Here is a 16,635-nt window from a genome sequence, read left to right as displayed (position 1 = left end):
TGTTTATTAACTTAAAAAACGTTTAATTTTAGGAAGTTGCTTTGCAATAGCGTTATCAATAACGCTTGGGAATACGCCATTTATGCGTGCAAATAATTTTTCAGGAAAGCCAATAAAGCGCCTTGTTTGGTTTGAACTTATAAGTGTTAATAACTCTTGAGCAACTAATTCTGGTGAGTCCATTTTATTACCGAGCTCTTTATTCATTGCCCGCGCTTTACTACTATTAATAGATGTATCTGTTGCTCTTGGTGCTAAATAGGCCACTTTAACGCCTGAACCATTTAACTCACGCGATAACGCTTCTGTAAAACCACGTAAACCAAATTTACTGGCGCAATAAAGCGTTTGAAACGGGTAGCCAATACTGCCAAACGATGATCCCACGTTAACAATGGTGCCTTTGGTATACGCTAACTGTCCTAAAAATAGCTGGCATAATTTAATAGGCACCGACAAATTAGTAATGAGCATATTATCTATTTGCTCATTACTTGTGTGCTCAAGGCTTTGCATTGTATTTATACCTGCGTTATTAATAAGTAACTTAACGCTGCCGAGTTGCTTGGCTTTTATTGCTAGGTTTATACGTGTTGTATCGTCGGTTAAATCGCCCGTAAATATTTCACTATCTGGGCATTCACGGCTCAGTTTTTCAAGGGTTTGGGTATTTCGCCCTACAAGCAGTAACTTCCACCCTTTTGCATATAGGGCTTTAGCAATCGCTTGCCCTATTCCGCCTGTTGCACCAGTGAGCACACACAAAGAACTACTCATGCCAATTTGCCTTGTAAACTTGCTTTAAAAAATGGTTCGTTATCGAGTCCACGAAATATATCGCCGTATAAACGATAAAAGCGCTTTGCACCATGAAGTATGGCTTGTTGATCCGCCTCGTCTGTTATTTGGTTCATAAGATTTTCAAAAAACTTTACATGCTCTATATCAAGTGCGCCGTGAGAGGTTAAATAACTAAATGCTTTTTTAGGTAAGCCCACAGCATTCGCAATGTTTGAAGCCGCGCCATCAGCAAGCGCTATAGAAGTACCTTCAAGCACATGTACCATGCCAAAAAAGCTCAACGGGTTTTTACGTGCAATGGAGTCATACGCATACGACACCATCATTTCGGTAGCAAATTGCGGCTGACTACACCGTACTGTTTCTTTATCAAAACCACAGGCTGCAATATCATTAAGCACCCACTCTTGATGACCTATCTCTTCTTCAATGTATTCTGCTACTGCTTCGCGCAGCCATTCTTGATCGTCGGTTAATCGTGCACCAACCGACATCATTAATGGCACAGTATGCTTAACATGATGATACGCTTGCGCTAAAAACGAGGCGTATTCTTCAAGTGATGCTTCGCCTATAAAAACACGCTGAATAATCGGCGCTGCAAGCAGGTAGTTTTGCTCTTGTTTAGTTTGCTCTTTAAGGGTGTTAAAAAAATCACTCATTAATTACTTCTCCTAGTCGGTAAAATTGATCAAGCACAGCATGGTACTGCTTACTTATGGCATCTCGTTTTGGGCGATTATTTGTTGTTAATAATCCTTGTTGCACACTTAATGGGGCAGCTAAACGATGCCACTTTTGAATTCGAGCATAGTCGGGTAGTTGTTTATTGATTGTGTTAATGTATTGCACTAACGCTGGGTTACTTAGCTTTAAATCGGCATAAATAATGGCGGTTAAAAAAGGTCGACCTTCACCAAACACAACCGCTTGTAAAATACCCCTTTGACTTAGTAATAGTGATTCAGGCCACTCGGCACTGATATTGCGCCCCATGCTGGTAATAATTAGGTTTTTTAATCGGCCCTTTATAAATAAAATATTTTGACGCTGCTCGACTAGATCGCCGGTTGCATACCACTGGTTTTTGTCGTGAGGTTGATGATTTAAGTAGCCTAAAAACAAATCGCCTTTTATAAAAAGCTGACCATTTTCAATTTTGGTTTGAATATGAGGTAACACAGAGCCGGCACTTTGCAGGTTATCGTTTGTGGGTGTATTTAAACTAACGACAGATGCCGCCTCAGAAAGGCCATAACCTTGGTACACCGGTAAGTTTAAGCTACGCGCTTTGGTTAATAGCATTTCGCTGACAAGCGCACCACCTACAGCAATAAACTGTAACGAGCACGGCGGTTGCCACCCTTGCTCAGCAAAAGCAACTAAGCATGCTAATAGTTCAGGCACTAAAATAAGCGTATTTGGCTTAACTTTATCAATAGCAGCTATAAGTTGTGCGGGCTGCTTTAAAGCACTTCCAACAAAGCCTAATTCATCTAACGGCATTAAATGCACTGTACCGCCACTTTTTAAAGGGGCATACACACCAGCTATATTTTCAAGTAACACAGCAAGCGGCAATAAACATAAATGAATAGGCTTTTTAATATTAATTTTATCGCACAGAGATTGAGATACCTGCATCTGGCTCTTTGCAGATAGACACACGCCTTTTGGTTGCCCAGTAGAGCCTGATGTAAATGTTACTTTTTGAGTTTCAGGAAAATAACTGACGGGTTTAGCTACAACGATTTCGTAAATATATAATGTGTAACAATCAAATAAAGTAATTGATGCAGTCGGCTCCCCAAATAAAGGGTTTAGTGTGTCGCTCATAAATACATTAGCGCCACATTGCGCTAGTACATATTGAGTTTGTTGTTCACTAAAAAAGTGAGCTATTGGCACAGCCACTTTGTTAGAAACCGCAGTAGCGGTATCAATAACAAGCCAAACCGGCGTATTATCAAGCTTATAAGCAACACATTTACCACTAAAGCTGTGTAGTATTTTTACTACTTTTTGTATTTGCTGGTTAAACTCATCACCGTTAATTTCAAGTGTTTGCTCTTTATTATGGGCAATAATTAATGGCGATACTGCATGGGTATTATAGTAATTCATACATTCACCAATGCATTTACCAAAGAATTGATATTTGAGTGGTTTTGCTGCATTAAACTATAAAGCATTGGGGTATTTAATACTTGTTGGTGAGCTTGCTCTAGGCTCACAATGCATACTGTTGGTTGGTTAGCGTAATAGCTGCCCCACTTTAATGGGTTCTCAACTACAAAACTGCTCGCAAGTGCAATTTCGGTACACGTAACACCAAGTAAGCGCAATAAAGCACGCACTTTGTTGGTTGCACAAAACACCAAATGCTTTGCTCCCACACTTTGCAGAGCTTCGTTAACAATAATAAAATGCGCAAGTGTAGCTCTTCGATTTGTAGAGCAGAGATTACCAAGTTCAAAAATTTTATTACGAGAGATACTCTCATCTAAAAAATCTTCAACAGGTGATGCTAAGTATTGCTCAATAAACAATGGCGAAGTTGCTTGCCTAAGCCCTAATGTGCACTTTCCTTGTTTGGTAACGTATTGGCAAAGTAGAGGCATAAAAGAACTAAGCTTAGCGTTATACGCAACTAAAAAACCTTCTTTCACTGTATTTTCGAGATTTTTTCGATGCGCATCATTAATACGTGCACTAATAAGCTGACTGTTATTTTGTGTTAGATCTAATGGTGTAGAAGTGTGGGCTAATTGCATAAGCTCGCTCGTTTAAACCTGTTTATATTCCAGGCTTTAAACTTAACGAGCGAAACTTAAAGAAAACTTAAGGTAAGTTAATTAAAATGAGAAAACTTTTAAAGGTAAGCAATAGCTAACAATAATTTGATACGGCCACCATTAGTATGCCCAATTATCACATATACAAACAAACCAATTTTAGCTTAATTAACGTCAGCTATTACACATCTATTTCGGCCATGCTCTTTAGCATAATAAAGTGCTTTGTCAGCGCATTTATATACCTGGTCAATATCAGTACCATGTTCAGGCCAAGTAGCAATACCTATCGAAACGGTAATATAGCCAATAGTATCTATTTTTGTAGACTCAACTATTTCACGTAATCGCTCCGCTATTTTGAAGGCACTTTCACTATTTTCATTAGGCAATACAAGTACAAATTCTTCCCCACCGATACGCGCTACGATATCATCTTTTCGAGATAGCTTTTTAATAATATCAGTCAGAGATTTAAGCGTCTCATCTCCTTTGTCATGACCAAAGGTATCGTTAACACGCTTAAAAAAATCGATGTCGATCTCTAAAATTGCCAATGGCGTCTGCTGCGATATTAGCTGTTCAAGTAAGCGGTTTAAGCTTCTTCTATTATGTGTACCCGTCAAGGGATCTGTTTGTGCATCGTGACGGAGTTGCCCTATTTGCATTTGTAAGATGCTAACTCCTTTTAACATTGCTAGCTTCAGTTTTTCGCTCTCAAAATACCAAGACTTAACCGCTTTTAGTTTTTCTAAGCTTACAGGGTCATTGAGAGTATTAGCTGTGTCAGCTAACCGCTTGAGTGGCCTTGCAATAAAATGCGCAAATAAACCAATAAAAACAAACGTGATCAATGCTATAGGAATCGTTCGTTTAACTACTTCAATAGTTAATATGTCCAATGAAGAAAGTGTTGCTTTTAAAGGCCTCTGCGCTACGATTCCCCAGCCAGACGACGCAACAGGTGCATAACCGGCTAGCATAGCTTTATTTTGGCTATTACTTATTTTAGACGTACCTTTCTCACCATTTAATACAGCATCTACAACTGTATTATTGGTCACTAAAGAGCCAATTCTATTTGCTTCTGGGTGGTAAAGAATACGCTTATTTGAGCTTACAACATAAAGGTATGAACCACCTTCATAATAATGTTGCTCTAGTAGAGCATTCAAAATGTTTTTTTCTTTTAGATAAAGAGAGCCGCCAATATACCCTAAATAATTGCCTTTTGAGTCAAATAGTGGCTGCGATATAAATACAATTAAGTTACCGGCTGCCGACATGTAAGGCTTGCTAATTAACGGTCGTTTCTCTTTTAAAGCCTCTAGAGCCCCTGGAGAATTTATTGGTTTATCTATTATTTTTTCAAGGTGAGGTGATGTGGCCGAAATCACACCATGTATATTAATTACAACAGAGTTAAAGCTATCAGTTTGTAGATTTAAACGAATTGCTTCTTTATTTAGTAGCTGAACATCATTAGGTAATTGTTCGATAATCTTTGCCGAGTACTCAAGTTGCTGAAGCGCAGCTTTTAAAAAGTTATCTGTTGCCGAAGCTAACTTTTGTGCATATGCAAGATTACTTTTCAGTGTATGTGATGTTAGTTGCTCTTTCTGAACTTGATAAATAGAGTAAAAGCTTCCAACTAAAGTGCTCAACGCAGCAGAAAACGCCAGTAATAGTATAAGAAATCTTAAATTTAAAGCAGGTAATAATTTTTTAATCAAAACGCTTCCACAGCTACTTATTAATAACAATATAAAGTGAACACAAAGCCGCCTATTATAACCTTTACCTTAATATTAAGCCATTAATTATACTTCCTACACTTTACTAAAAATCGTTAGCTATACGCGCTTTGCAGTTGCACGAAAAAGTAGATAAGCTGTTTGTACTTATCTAATTTTATTTAGCTTTGGAGAATATTTTGCTAAATAAGTATGTTGTATCGTCTATCGCTTTTTTATCTGGGTGCTTAATGCCATTACAATCTTCGTTTGCTAAACCCGTACTTTCTCTTGAACAACAGCTTGGGCAAAAGCTAATACTCGACTTTCGTTACTTCTGCCAGCAAGAAGCAAGTAATAAATGCCGAACTCCAATGACTGAGTTACCTAATGAGCTTGCTACCGCTATTTCAAAATACGATATTGGTGGGGTTATTTTATTTTCTGAAAACACTCAATCGATAGAGCAAACAATTACGCTTAATAGCCAATTGCAAACAGCAGCAAGTAAATCCAGTAGTAAGCTGCCGCTATTTATATCTATAGATCAAGAAGGCGGACGTGTAGCAAGATTACCACGCGATGTTGCTACCTCATTTACCGGTAATATGTCGATTGGCGCAACGTATAAAAAGCACGGTACAAGCTTTGCGACAAAAACAGCAACAGTAATAGCTAAAGAACTAAATTCGCTGGGGATAAATGTAAACTACGCGCCTACTGTTGATGTAAATATGAATCCCGACAACCCTGTTATTAATGTACGTTCGTTTGGTGAAAACCCTGCATTAGTGAGTAAATTAGGCGCCGCACAGGTAGCAGGATTTGAGAGCAACGGCGTTATTACCTCGTTAAAGCACTTTCCGGGTCACGGCGATACAAACGTAGATAGCCATACGGGTTTGCCTAAAGTAAACCATGCAAAAGAAGTTATTTACGAGCAGGACTTAGCACCGTTTAAACACATTATCGACAAGCAAAACCCTGGCATGATAATGACGGCACATATCCAATACCCGGCTCTCGATAGCACAACATTTGTAAGTGTTAATGGCAAAACTATGATAAAGCCGGCCACAATGTCGCGCGCAATCATTACTGATATTTTACGTGGTGAGCTTAATTACCAAGGTGTGGTAGTAACCGATGCGCTTGATATGGCTGGTATTAGTAACTTTTTCACACCAACTCAAGCGGTAATAAATACATTTGCAGCTGGAGCTGACATTGCCCTGATGCCTATTGAAATTAGAACACCAGATGATTTAAATAAACTCGATGATCTTATTAAAGATCTTGTTGCAGCGGTTAAATCAAACCAACTTGATGAGCAAGAAATAGCACAATCGGCACAGCGTATAATTACGCTAAAAAATAAATTTAGATTAAGCACTAATTTTGACCCTATTACCGCGCTCATAAATGCAAAGCAAACAATTGGCAGTGCAGCACATCGCGAAATAGAAGCGCAGCTTGCTGTAGAGGCAATAACGCAAGTTAAAAATAGTAACAGTACTTTGCCGCTTAATTTAAAAGCAGGAAGTAATGTTCATATTATTATGCCCGACACGCGTAAATGTATGGCAATGCAGCAAGCGATTGAAGCTATCAGCCAGCAAAAAATTAACTACAGCTGTAGCAGCTTACAAGGGTTTAATCCTGCACTCGCAAAAGCACAAATACACGCTGCTGATGTCGTTATAGCCTGCAATGCGACTCCGAATCAAAGTGCGGTAGAAATTGGCGGTATGGATGATTTAAAAGACGATCCTAATTTCGCACTTAATAATGCGGAGCAGCCAAAAGCACTTGAGTCATTATTAAATATGGCAAAGCAAAGTAATAAAAGCACTGTTTTTATAAGCCTAAGAGCGCCGTACGATATTGCTAAATTTGGTGATTATGCAAACGCCGTGCTTGCATCGTATGCATATAATATTGATGTTGATAAAAACGATATTGTATCTGGGCCTGCTTTTACCGCACTTGCAAAAGTGTTATTGGGCAAAGCGCCCGCTAACGGCGTATTACCTGTCACAATAAAATCGCAAAAGGCACACTAATATGAAACTCAATTGTGATTTAGGCGAAAGCTTTGGCGCGTGGAAAATGGGGCTAGACGATGACGTTATGCCACATATTGATATGGCCAATATTGCGTGTGGGTTCCATGCAGGTGATGCTGACGTAATGACAAACACTCTTGTACTTGCCAAACAGCATAATGTTCAAATTGGTGCTCACCCAAGCTACCCAGATAGGCAAGGCTTTGGTAGGCGCTCAATGACACTTAGCGAAAAAGAGCTTACAAATTGCCTGCATTATCAAATAGCCGCTATTGAGGGCATGGCAAAAGTACAAGGTTTAACACTAAGCTATGTTAAACCCCATGGCGCACTTTATAACGACATGATGGCTGAACAGCAAATATTACAAACCGTTATAAATGCAATTGCCAGCTACCCAACAGATTTAAAGCTAATGGTCTTAGCGACTAAAAATACCAATAAGCACATTCAAATAGCTAAAGATTCAGGAGTTGAGCTAATACTCGAGGCATTTGCCGACAGGCAGTACACCGACGACGGGCATTTAGTGTCACGAACACTTGAGGGCAGCGTTCACAACAAAGCTGCATTACTAGAGCAAGTTACTCAGCTTTTATCCGATGGTAGCGTGACAACTCGCTCAGGAAAAAAATTAACGCTCAACGCCCATAGCTTATGCGTACATGGCGACAATGCTGATGGAATAGCGCTTATAAAAGATATAAAAGCCCTATGTGAGTCAGCCAATTAAACTTTTACGTAACCACAAACGGAAGCTGTAAACCCCCTTTACAGCTTTAACTCATAGAGTTAAATAAGAGCTTCATCGCATCCTACTGTCAATTTAATCATCCCTAACATATAACTACTTAGCAAATTAAAAAATAACAACAGGGATAAAAATGAAAAAGCTTTTAACACTTAGCCTCATTTTAGGCTGTAGCAATTTAGCCTACGCTGAAGCAAATACACTGCAATTACAAGACGTATTCAATTTAGAATATGCTAATCAAATAGATATAACTGAAGATGGTAAAACTGTTTATTTTGTGCGTAACCGCATGGATATAAAAACAGATCGCAAAGTGGGTAATATTTGGTCTATTGATTACAAAACCAAACAAATGCAGCCATTAACCACAGGCGTGCATATGGATTATTCGCCAGTACTTTCTCCAGATGGTCAACGCCTTGCGTTTATATCAACCCGCGATGGCAGCAGCCAAATATATATAAAATGGCTTAAAACAGGTGCTATGGCAAAAATTAGTAACTTAACGAGTAGCCCACGTGCAATCACATGGAGCCCTGATTCTAGCCAATTAATATTTAGCATGTTTGTACCAAGTGCAACTTCAGCCCCCGTAAACCTGCCCGGTAAACCAAAAGGGGCAACGTGGGCAGAACCCGCTAAATTTATTGATGATGTTTATTACCGTTCAGATGGTGGCGGTTACACGCAAAAAGGCTTTAGCCAATTATTTTCCATAGATGCTAACGGTGGAAATGCTAAACAACTCACTGATGATGAATTTGATAACGCGGGCGATGTAAGCTTTAGTAAAGACGGTAAGTCGCTTTATTTTTCTGCAAACAGGCACACAAACAACCAGCTAAAACCCACAAACAGTGAAATTTATAAACTCGATTTAGCCACACAAAATATAACCGAAATTACTGACCGAAATGGTCCTGACGAGCAGCCGAAAGTATCACCAAATGGTCGCTACTTAGCGTATACAGGTTACGATGATAAACGCACTAACTACGAAAACGCTCAGCTTTATATTCGTGATTTAAAGTCTGGAGAGACTGTTAGTTTAACGCCAAATTTTGATAGAAGCGTAGATCAAATAAAATGGAGTGCAAATTCAAAAGGTGTGTACTTTAGTTACGCTGATGAAGGCCAAACCGCCCTCGCTTATCAACCACGCAGTGGCAAACGCAAAATAATAACGCAGCAAATTGGCAGTATTGCATTTGGTCGCCCTTATTCTGGGGGCGACTTTGATGTAAGCGAAGATGGTGAAGTTGCCTTTACCCTTGCCGATACTCAGCGCCCTGCTGATATAGCAACAGTTAAACGTGGTAAAGCGCAGCGTTTAACTACCCTTAATGCAGATGCATTGGACGACAAAGCTTTAGCTAAAGTAGAAGAGATTTGGATTAAATCGAGCCACGATGATCTTCCTATTCAGGGCTGGATTGCCTACCCGCCTGAGTTCGATAGCAGCAAAAAATACCCACTAATACTAGAAATACATGGCGGGCCTGTCGCTAATTATGGCCCTCATTTTAGTGCTGAAATACAGTTATTTGCTGCAAAAGGTAATGTAGTTTTATATATGAATCCTCGTGGGAGTGATTCATACGGTAAAGAGTTTGCTCAGACCATACACCATAATTACCCTAGCAACGATTTTGATGATTTAATGACTGGCGTTGATGCTCTAATAGCGAAAGGCTTTATTGACGAATCTAAGTTATTTGTAACAGGTGGCTCCGGCGGTGGTGTGCTAACAGCATGGATTGTAGGCCACACTGACCGCTTTGCAGCTGCGGTGGTTGCTAAACCCGTTATTAATTGGATCAGCTTTGTACTAACTGCTGACTTTTATCCGTTTTTTGCCGATTACTGGTTTCCGGGTAAACCATGGGATCATATTGAGCATTATATGAAACGCTCACCTATTAGTTATGTTGGAAACGTTAAAACTCCTACTATGTTGCTCACTGGTGAATCTGACTACCGTACACCAATATCAGAAACTGAGCAGTTTTATCAGGCATTAAAACTACAAGGCGTTGATACTGCAATGGTCCGAATTCCTAATGCATCGCATGGTATTACAGCTCGGCCATCAAACTTAATGACTAAAGTAGCTTATATTCAATGGTGGTTTGATAAATACACTAAATAACCTAAATTCAAGATAACAAATTTATAGCTCTAATAAAAGCCACTTTAAATAAGTGGCTTTTATATTTACTGCCTAAGTATTCAAACTGTAAACCCCCTTTACAGTTTTATGGCAGACGAATATCGGACTTAGCTTAATTTCAGTTAGTAAAATTTCGATTTATACTATTTTAACTAGTTTGAGTTAGTAAAAAAGCGGTTTGAAGCACTGTTTATAACCTCTCAGTTAGTAAAATTTTGTTTTATAGTTATAAGAAGTTAGTAAAAAATCGGTTTATAAAACACATCTAATCTTTCCATAAATCTAAAATCAGTAATTTATCGGCTTTTTAATGCCCAAAAAAGGCCCTTTACGGTAAAAATTAGCGTTAAAAATATGTTTAATACCGCGTTAGTTAAACTCTGATCTGTAAATCTACTCAGGTAGTTAAATCGTGATCCAACTAGTAAAAGTCTGATCTGTAATTATGCATCAATGTTCTAACTTTATTTAAATCAATAAAAAAAGGGCCTATAGGCCCTTGAGTAACACTATCTAGCTAGGAATTAAAACTGGTTCATGGTGTTATCTTCGCCACCGGCTTTTAGCGCGTTATCGCCAGAGAAGTATTCTTTGTGTGTATCGCCCATGTTAGAGCCCGCTAAATCTTGGTGCTTAACAGAAGCTTGCTCACGGCGAATTTCTTGGCGTTGTACATCCCGTACATAAGCTAGCATCCCCATATCGCCAAAGTAACCTTCAGATAAAATATCAGTGCTTAGCGCAGCTGTATGGTATGTCGGCAAGGTTATTAAGTGATGAAAAATACCTGCTTCACGTGCGCCATCGCGCTGGAAGTTTTGCACTAGTAAATCAGCTGCTTGCGCAAGCTCTGTTGCATCCATCTCTGGTGCCATAAGGCCTTTATTGTCGCCAAGGGTTGGGTAAGCGCTAAGATCACGACCTTCATCAGCCCACTCTTGATACACTTGCTCACGAAACTTAAGCGTCCAGTTAAACGAAGGCGAGTTGTTGTATACCAGTTTTGCATTTGGCACGTGTTCTTTTACACGATTTACCAGCTCTGCAATTTGTTTAACATGTGGTTTTTCTGTTTCAATCCACAGCAAATCAGCGCCCGACTGCAAGCTCGTAATGCAATCTAGTACTACGCGGTCTTTTTCAGTACCTTCGCGGAATTGGAATAAACCGTTATCTAGGCGAGTTGGTCTACATAACTGGCCATTAATTTTCATTGCTGTGTCGCCTTCATTTAAGTCATCAACACCGTTAATTGGCGTCATTTCTAAAAAGGCATTGTATTGGCTTGCTAAGTCACCGGGTGTTTGCGACACAGGTACTTTTTGAGTAAGGCTGGCACCTAATGAATCTGTACGTGCCACAATAATACCGTTATCAATACCGAGTTCTAAAAAGGCGTAACGCACTGCATTAATTTTTGCTAAAAAGTCTTCATGCGGTACGGTCACTTTACCCGCTTGGTGACCACATTGTTTGGCGTCAGATACTTGGTTTTCTATTTGAATGGCACATGCACCGGCTTCAATCATTTTTTTAGCCAGTAAATAAGTTGCTTCTTCGTTACCAAAACCTGCATCAATATCAGCAATAATTGGTACAACATGGGTTTCAAAGTTGTCTATTTTGTCAATAACCACTTGAACGTCTCCGCCATTCGCTTTTGCTTCATCTAAGTCATTAAATAAGTGGTCTAGTTCACGTGCATCAGCTTGTTTTAAAAACGTGTAAATTTCTTCAATTAATGCAGGTACCGACGTTTTTTCGTGCATACTTTGATCTGGCAGCGGACCAAATGCAGAGCGAAGTGCTGCAACCATCCAACCACTTAAGTATACATAGCTGCGTTTAGTTGTTTTTTGATGGCGCTTAATAGCCATCATCATTTGTTGTGCAGTAAAACCATGCCAACAGCCTAAAGATTGCGTGTATTGGCTTGTATCTGCGTCATATGCTGCCATATCTTCACGCATTACGTCTGCTGTATATTGTGCAATTTCAATCCCTGTGCGAAAACGGTTTTGTAAACGCATGCGGCTTGCATATTCAGGGTTAATAGCTTTCCATGGGCTGCCTTGAGATTGGCAAAGAGTAGAGAGTGTGTCTGTTTCGCGTTGATATGTTGTCATAATAAAATCCTTCGAACGGGTCTATAAATTATTTAATGTTGTGAGAGTGGCTAGGAGTGTGTGCTCCGTAGCGCTTAATTCAACATTAGGCTCCTTTTCTAGATTTAGTAAATTTATAGTTGTTATTACGGCTATACATTTTGTGAATGGCTAAAAAGCACTCAACAATGTTTTTTGCGTTATTGTTGCCTTAACGCACAAGCACACAACAACATCGCGACCGTTTAAGGAGGGCAATTATGTCCCACACTCTCACACACTCAGGACTCAGCGTAGACACACAACTCGCTGATTTTGTTAAAAACCAATTACTACCTGGCACTCACTTAAGTGAGCTGCAATTTTGGCAAAGTTTTGCGCATATCATTCAAACACTTACCCCTATTAATAAGGCACTGCTTGAAAAGCGAGAATTGCTTCAACAGCAAATAGACGACTATCATTTTGCTAATAAAACCTGGGATGGCACTAAATACCAAGCCTTTTTGCAAGATATTGGCTACTTAGTAAAAGAGCCTGCTAATTTTGAAATTGAAACCCAAAATGTAGAGCCAGAAATAGCTCTTACAGCAGGCCCTCAGTTGGTTGTGCCTGTAAGTAATGCACGCTTTGCGCTTAATGCCGCTAACGCACGTTGGGGGTCGTTATACGACGCTTTATACGGTACAGATGTGTTAAGCGAAGGCGATGGGGCCGAAAAAGGCACTACCTACAATCCTGTTCGTGGTTTTAAGGTAATGGCCTACGCTCGCCAGTTTTTAGATAAAGCATTGCCGTTAACTAATGGCTCGCATATAGAAAGCACTAATTATTCAGTAGTAGATGGCGCACTTTTAATTACCTTGCGTGATAGCTCTCAAACCACATTAGCTGACCCATCTCAGCTTATTGGCTATCAAGGTGAAGCACAAAATCCAACTGTAGTGTTATTAAAAAACAATGATTTACACATAGAGCTACATATCGATCACCACCACATTGTTGGCCAAGCCGATAAAGCAGGCTTAAAAGATGTGGTGCTTGAGGCTGCTCTTACAACCATTATGGATTGTGAAGACTCTGTAGCTGCGGTAGATGCAGAGGATAAAGTTCAAGTTTATAAAAATTGGCTTGGTTTGATGCAATGTAACTTAGTTGAATCGTTTAAAAAAGCTGATAAAACCGTAGAGCGTACCCTACAAAGTGATAAAACATACACCGCACTCGATGGTGGCACAGTTACTTTAAAAGGCCGTAGCATGATGTTTGTTAGAAACGTTGGCCTTTTAATGACGAACCCTGCTATTACTGATGTGAGCAACCAACCGGTATTTGAAGGCATTATGGATGCGATGTTTACTGCTACTGCTGCCCTGCACGACCTAAACAAAAAAACAGGTATCAAAAATTCAAGCGCGCAAAGTATCAATATAGTAAAACCGAAAATGCACGGCCCAGAAGAGGTGGCGTTTACTAACACTTTATTTAGCTTAGTAGAGGAAGCGCTAAGCTTACCTAAAAACACCCTTAAAATGGGTATTATGGATGAAGAACGCCGTACATCTGTAAACCTAAAAGCGTGTATTTATGCAGCTAAAGAGCGGGTTGTATTTATTAATACCGGCTTTTTAGACAGAACAGGCGATGAAATTCATACCTCTATGAAAGCGGGCGTCGTACTTCCAAAAGCACAGATTAAGCAGCAACCATGGATACAAGCATATGAGGATCGCAACGTCGATATTGGCCTTACTTGTGGCTTAAGTCATAAAGCCCAAATAGGTAAAGGCATGTGGCCAATGCCAGATAAAATGGCATTAATGATGGAGCAAAAACTAGCGCATCCTAAATCAGGCGCTAATACAGCATGGGTGCCCTCCCCTACAGCTGCTACCCTGCATGCAATGCATTATCACGATATAAACGTATTTACTGAGCAGCAAAGTATTGCTAAACGTACTATTGCTAGCCTTAATGACCTGCTTACACCACCGCTAATGACAGACCCTAAAACGCTCTCAAAAGAAGATATTCAAAGTGAGCTTGAAAACAACGCACAAGGTATTTTAGGTTACGTTGTACGTTGGATTGATCAAGGCGTAGGCTGCTCAAAAGTACCTGACATTAACCATATTGGGCTGATGGAAGATAGAGCCACACTGCGTATTTCAAGCCAGCATATGGCTAATTGGTTGCTAAATGGCGTGTGTTCACAGGCGCAAATAAAATCAACAATGGCTAAAATGGCCAAAGTAGTTGATGGTCAAAACGAGCATGACACTGCCTATACACCCATGGCAACAAGCGAGGAGACCCTCAATAACAGCATTGCGTTTCAAGCTGCTACTGCATTAGTTTTAGAGGGTGTAACGCAACCTAGTGGCTACACTGAACCACTACTACATAGCTACCGCATAAAATATAAAGCACAAAAAACGAATACGCTTTGACTGCTTAATTAAAATTAAGTACTAAACCAGCTTTTAAGCTGGTTTTTTATCGCCTGAAATTAAAAAACAGCACTTATATGGCATTTTAGAGGTATATAGATAATACACATGAATATCTAACATTTATTCAAACGTAAAAAAGCGTGTTTTGCATACACAAAACACGCTTTTTAAAGCTTTTAGCTAACTAAATCTAATTTTTTACAATAGCATTGTGATAAATATTTTGTACATCGTCACAATCTTCAAGCATATTTATAAACTTATCAAAGTTAGCAATCACTTCTTCGTCTTCAATTTCAATATTAACTTGAGGAATAAACGTAATTTCGTCTACTTCAAAGTTAATGCCTTCAAATGCGTCTTCAAGGGCTGTTTTAGCTTTAAAGTATTCTGTTGGCGGTGCAAATACCGATATTTTACCGTCCTCGGCTTCAACGTCGCTTACATCTACATCAGCCATCATTAATGCTTCTAGCACAACTTCGTCGTCATTGCCTGCAAAGCCAAGTACCGCATAATGATCAAACATATGCGCTACACAGCCAGGAGTACCAATTTTTGAGTCTGTTTTAGTAAATGGCAAGCGTACATCTTTAATAGTACGGTTTGGATTATCAGTTAAACAGTCAACAATAACCATACAGTTACCAGGGCCATAGCCTTCATAACGGGCAACAGAGTAATCTTCTCCTGCACCACCGGCTGCTTTTTCAATTGCTTTTTCGATAACGTGTGCGGGTACTTGGTCTTTTTTAGCTTTTTCGATTAGGCGACGCAGTGTTTGGTTCACTTCTGGGTCGGGATCACCACTTTTTGCTGCAACGTAAATCTCTTTGCCATACTTTGAGTTTACTTTTGTTTTTGCATTGGCTGTTTTGATCATAGAACTTTGACGAACTACAAATGCTCTGCCCATTTTGTGCCCCTAATGAATACGTTACGTTTTGCGGTATTTTACCAATTCAAAACGTATTGGGCTAGCTCTGCAATGGGCAAAACTTGATTTATAAAGACTTTTATAACTACATACTTATTTCAGAACAAATCAAATGACACGCTATTTAACATAACTCTATTTTTTCAGAATAACTCTCAACTAATGTCACTAAGTCCGCAAAGTCATGCAAAACGTAATCTGCTTGATCGGCGTAGGCTGGCGTTAACTCTGGAGCGTATAAACACGCGCGCATATTAGCATTATGAGCTGCTTGAATATCGTAAAGAAAATCCCCTACATACAATAAATTGCTAGGGCTTATATTCCAAAGAGTAGAAATTGCATTTAATGCACTCGGATCGGGCTTAGCTGGCGCGTCGCTACGGGTTAATACTGTTTCAATAGGAAGTGGATTATTTTGCAGCTTAATTGAAGCGGCTTTGTCAAAATTGCGCGTTACAATAGCCATCGGAATTTCTTTGGCTTTCAACGCATTAACTGCATCAGCAACGCCCGGTAAAATACTCGCGCTTTGAGCGTCAATCAGCTCATGCTGATGAACTATATTCATTGCCTCCTCACGCATATAAGGAGATGGCAACTGAGCAATATAATCAAGCAAGTCTTGCTCGCAAGGGCAACCTATTTGGGCTTTTATTAATGCAAAATCTAATTCTGATGAAACCAATGTTCCATCTAAATCAAAAATCACTCCAAAAATAGCCTCAACCTGAGTAGTCATATCATTCCCTGAATTTAGTTATTACTAAATAAAATTTAAACATAAAATTCTCTACTGCTTATGCCCTAGCCAGTTACAG

Annotated in this window: 12 protein-coding genes; 4 read left to right on the top strand and 8 right to left on the bottom strand. The window is 39.5% G+C overall.

The window, feature by feature from the left end:
• Positions 1-6 precede the first annotated feature (6 nt).
• The 5 genes from V6260_RS04165 to V6260_RS04145 all read right to left on the bottom strand — a co-directional run bounded on the left by V6260_RS04165 (position 7) and on the right by V6260_RS04145 (position 5,329).
• Positions 7-777, bottom strand: coding sequence for an SDR family oxidoreductase (locus V6260_RS04165; protein ID WP_341592812.1), 771 nt, complete (start codon positions 775-777; stop codon positions 7-9).
• Entirely contained in the window at positions 774-1,463 is a 690-nt protein-coding gene (locus tag V6260_RS04160; protein WP_341592811.1) for an iron-containing redox enzyme family protein, read from the bottom strand. The genes V6260_RS04165 and V6260_RS04160 overlap by 4 nt, the downstream gene beginning before the upstream one ends.
• Positions 1,456-2,925, bottom strand: a complete 1,470-nt coding sequence (locus V6260_RS04155) for an AMP-binding protein (protein ID WP_341592810.1) — start codon at positions 2,923-2,925, stop codon at positions 1,456-1,458. Before V6260_RS04155 ends, V6260_RS04160 begins: the two co-directional genes overlap by 8 nt.
• Positions 2,922-3,575, bottom strand: coding sequence for a thermostable hemolysin (locus tag V6260_RS04150; RefSeq protein WP_149592773.1), 654 nt, complete (start codon positions 3,573-3,575; stop codon positions 2,922-2,924). The genes V6260_RS04155 and V6260_RS04150 overlap by 4 nt, the downstream gene beginning before the upstream one ends.
• 185 nt (positions 3,576-3,760) lie before the next feature.
• Positions 3,761-5,329: a sensor domain-containing diguanylate cyclase gene (locus tag V6260_RS04145; protein ID WP_341592809.1), complete on the bottom strand. Its 1,569-nt coding sequence runs from the start codon at positions 5,327-5,329 to the stop codon at positions 3,761-3,763.
• Between the two features lie 251 nt (positions 5,330-5,580).
• Between V6260_RS04145 and V6260_RS04140 the strand changes: the two genes are divergently transcribed.
• The 3 genes from V6260_RS04140 to V6260_RS04130 all read left to right on the top strand — a co-directional run bounded on the left by V6260_RS04140 (position 5,581) and on the right by V6260_RS04130 (position 10,298).
• On the top strand, positions 5,581-7,392 hold the full coding sequence (locus V6260_RS04140; RefSeq protein ID WP_341592808.1) for a glycoside hydrolase family 3 protein: 1,812 nt from the start codon (positions 5,581-5,583) through the stop codon (positions 7,390-7,392).
• Between the two features lies 1 nt (position 7,393).
• On the top strand, positions 7,394-8,128 hold the full coding sequence (locus V6260_RS04135) for a 5-oxoprolinase subunit PxpA (RefSeq protein WP_341592807.1): 735 nt from the start codon (positions 7,394-7,396) through the stop codon (positions 8,126-8,128).
• A gap of 151 nt (positions 8,129-8,279) precedes the next feature.
• Positions 8,280-10,298, top strand: coding sequence for a S9 family peptidase (locus tag V6260_RS04130; protein WP_341592806.1), 2,019 nt, complete (start codon positions 8,280-8,282; stop codon positions 10,296-10,298).
• Between the two features lie 545 nt (positions 10,299-10,843).
• Here V6260_RS04130 and V6260_RS04125 read toward each other — a convergent pair.
• Positions 10,844-12,445 carry an isocitrate lyase gene (locus V6260_RS04125; protein ID WP_341592805.1) on the bottom strand — a complete coding sequence of 534 codons (1,602 nt, stop codon included), beginning with the start codon at positions 12,443-12,445 and terminating at the stop codon, positions 10,844-10,846.
• 239 nt (positions 12,446-12,684) lie between these two features.
• Between V6260_RS04125 and V6260_RS04120 the strand changes: the two genes are divergently transcribed.
• On the top strand, positions 12,685-14,874 hold the full coding sequence (locus V6260_RS04120) for a malate synthase G (protein WP_341592804.1): 2,190 nt from the start codon (positions 12,685-12,687) through the stop codon (positions 14,872-14,874).
• Between the two features lie 193 nt (positions 14,875-15,067).
• Here V6260_RS04120 and V6260_RS04115 read toward each other — a convergent pair whose 3' ends face one another.
• Both V6260_RS04115 and V6260_RS04110 read right to left on the bottom strand, forming a co-directional pair.
• Entirely contained in the window at positions 15,068-15,793 is a 726-nt protein-coding gene (locus V6260_RS04115) for a YebC/PmpR family DNA-binding transcriptional regulator (protein ID WP_341592803.1), read from the bottom strand.
• 145 nt (positions 15,794-15,938) lie between these two features.
• Positions 15,939-16,556: an HAD family phosphatase gene (locus V6260_RS04110; RefSeq protein WP_341592802.1), complete on the bottom strand. Its 618-nt coding sequence runs from the start codon at positions 16,554-16,556 to the stop codon at positions 15,939-15,941.
• Positions 16,557-16,635: the final 79 nt, after the last annotated feature.

This window comes from Pseudoalteromonas aliena (genome assembly GCF_038155085.1).
Lineage (GTDB): Bacteria > Pseudomonadota > Gammaproteobacteria > Enterobacterales > Alteromonadaceae > Pseudoalteromonas > Pseudoalteromonas aliena_A.
The sequence above is the reverse complement of the archived record's forward strand: the minus strand, read 5'-3'. Positions and strand labels throughout refer to the sequence as shown.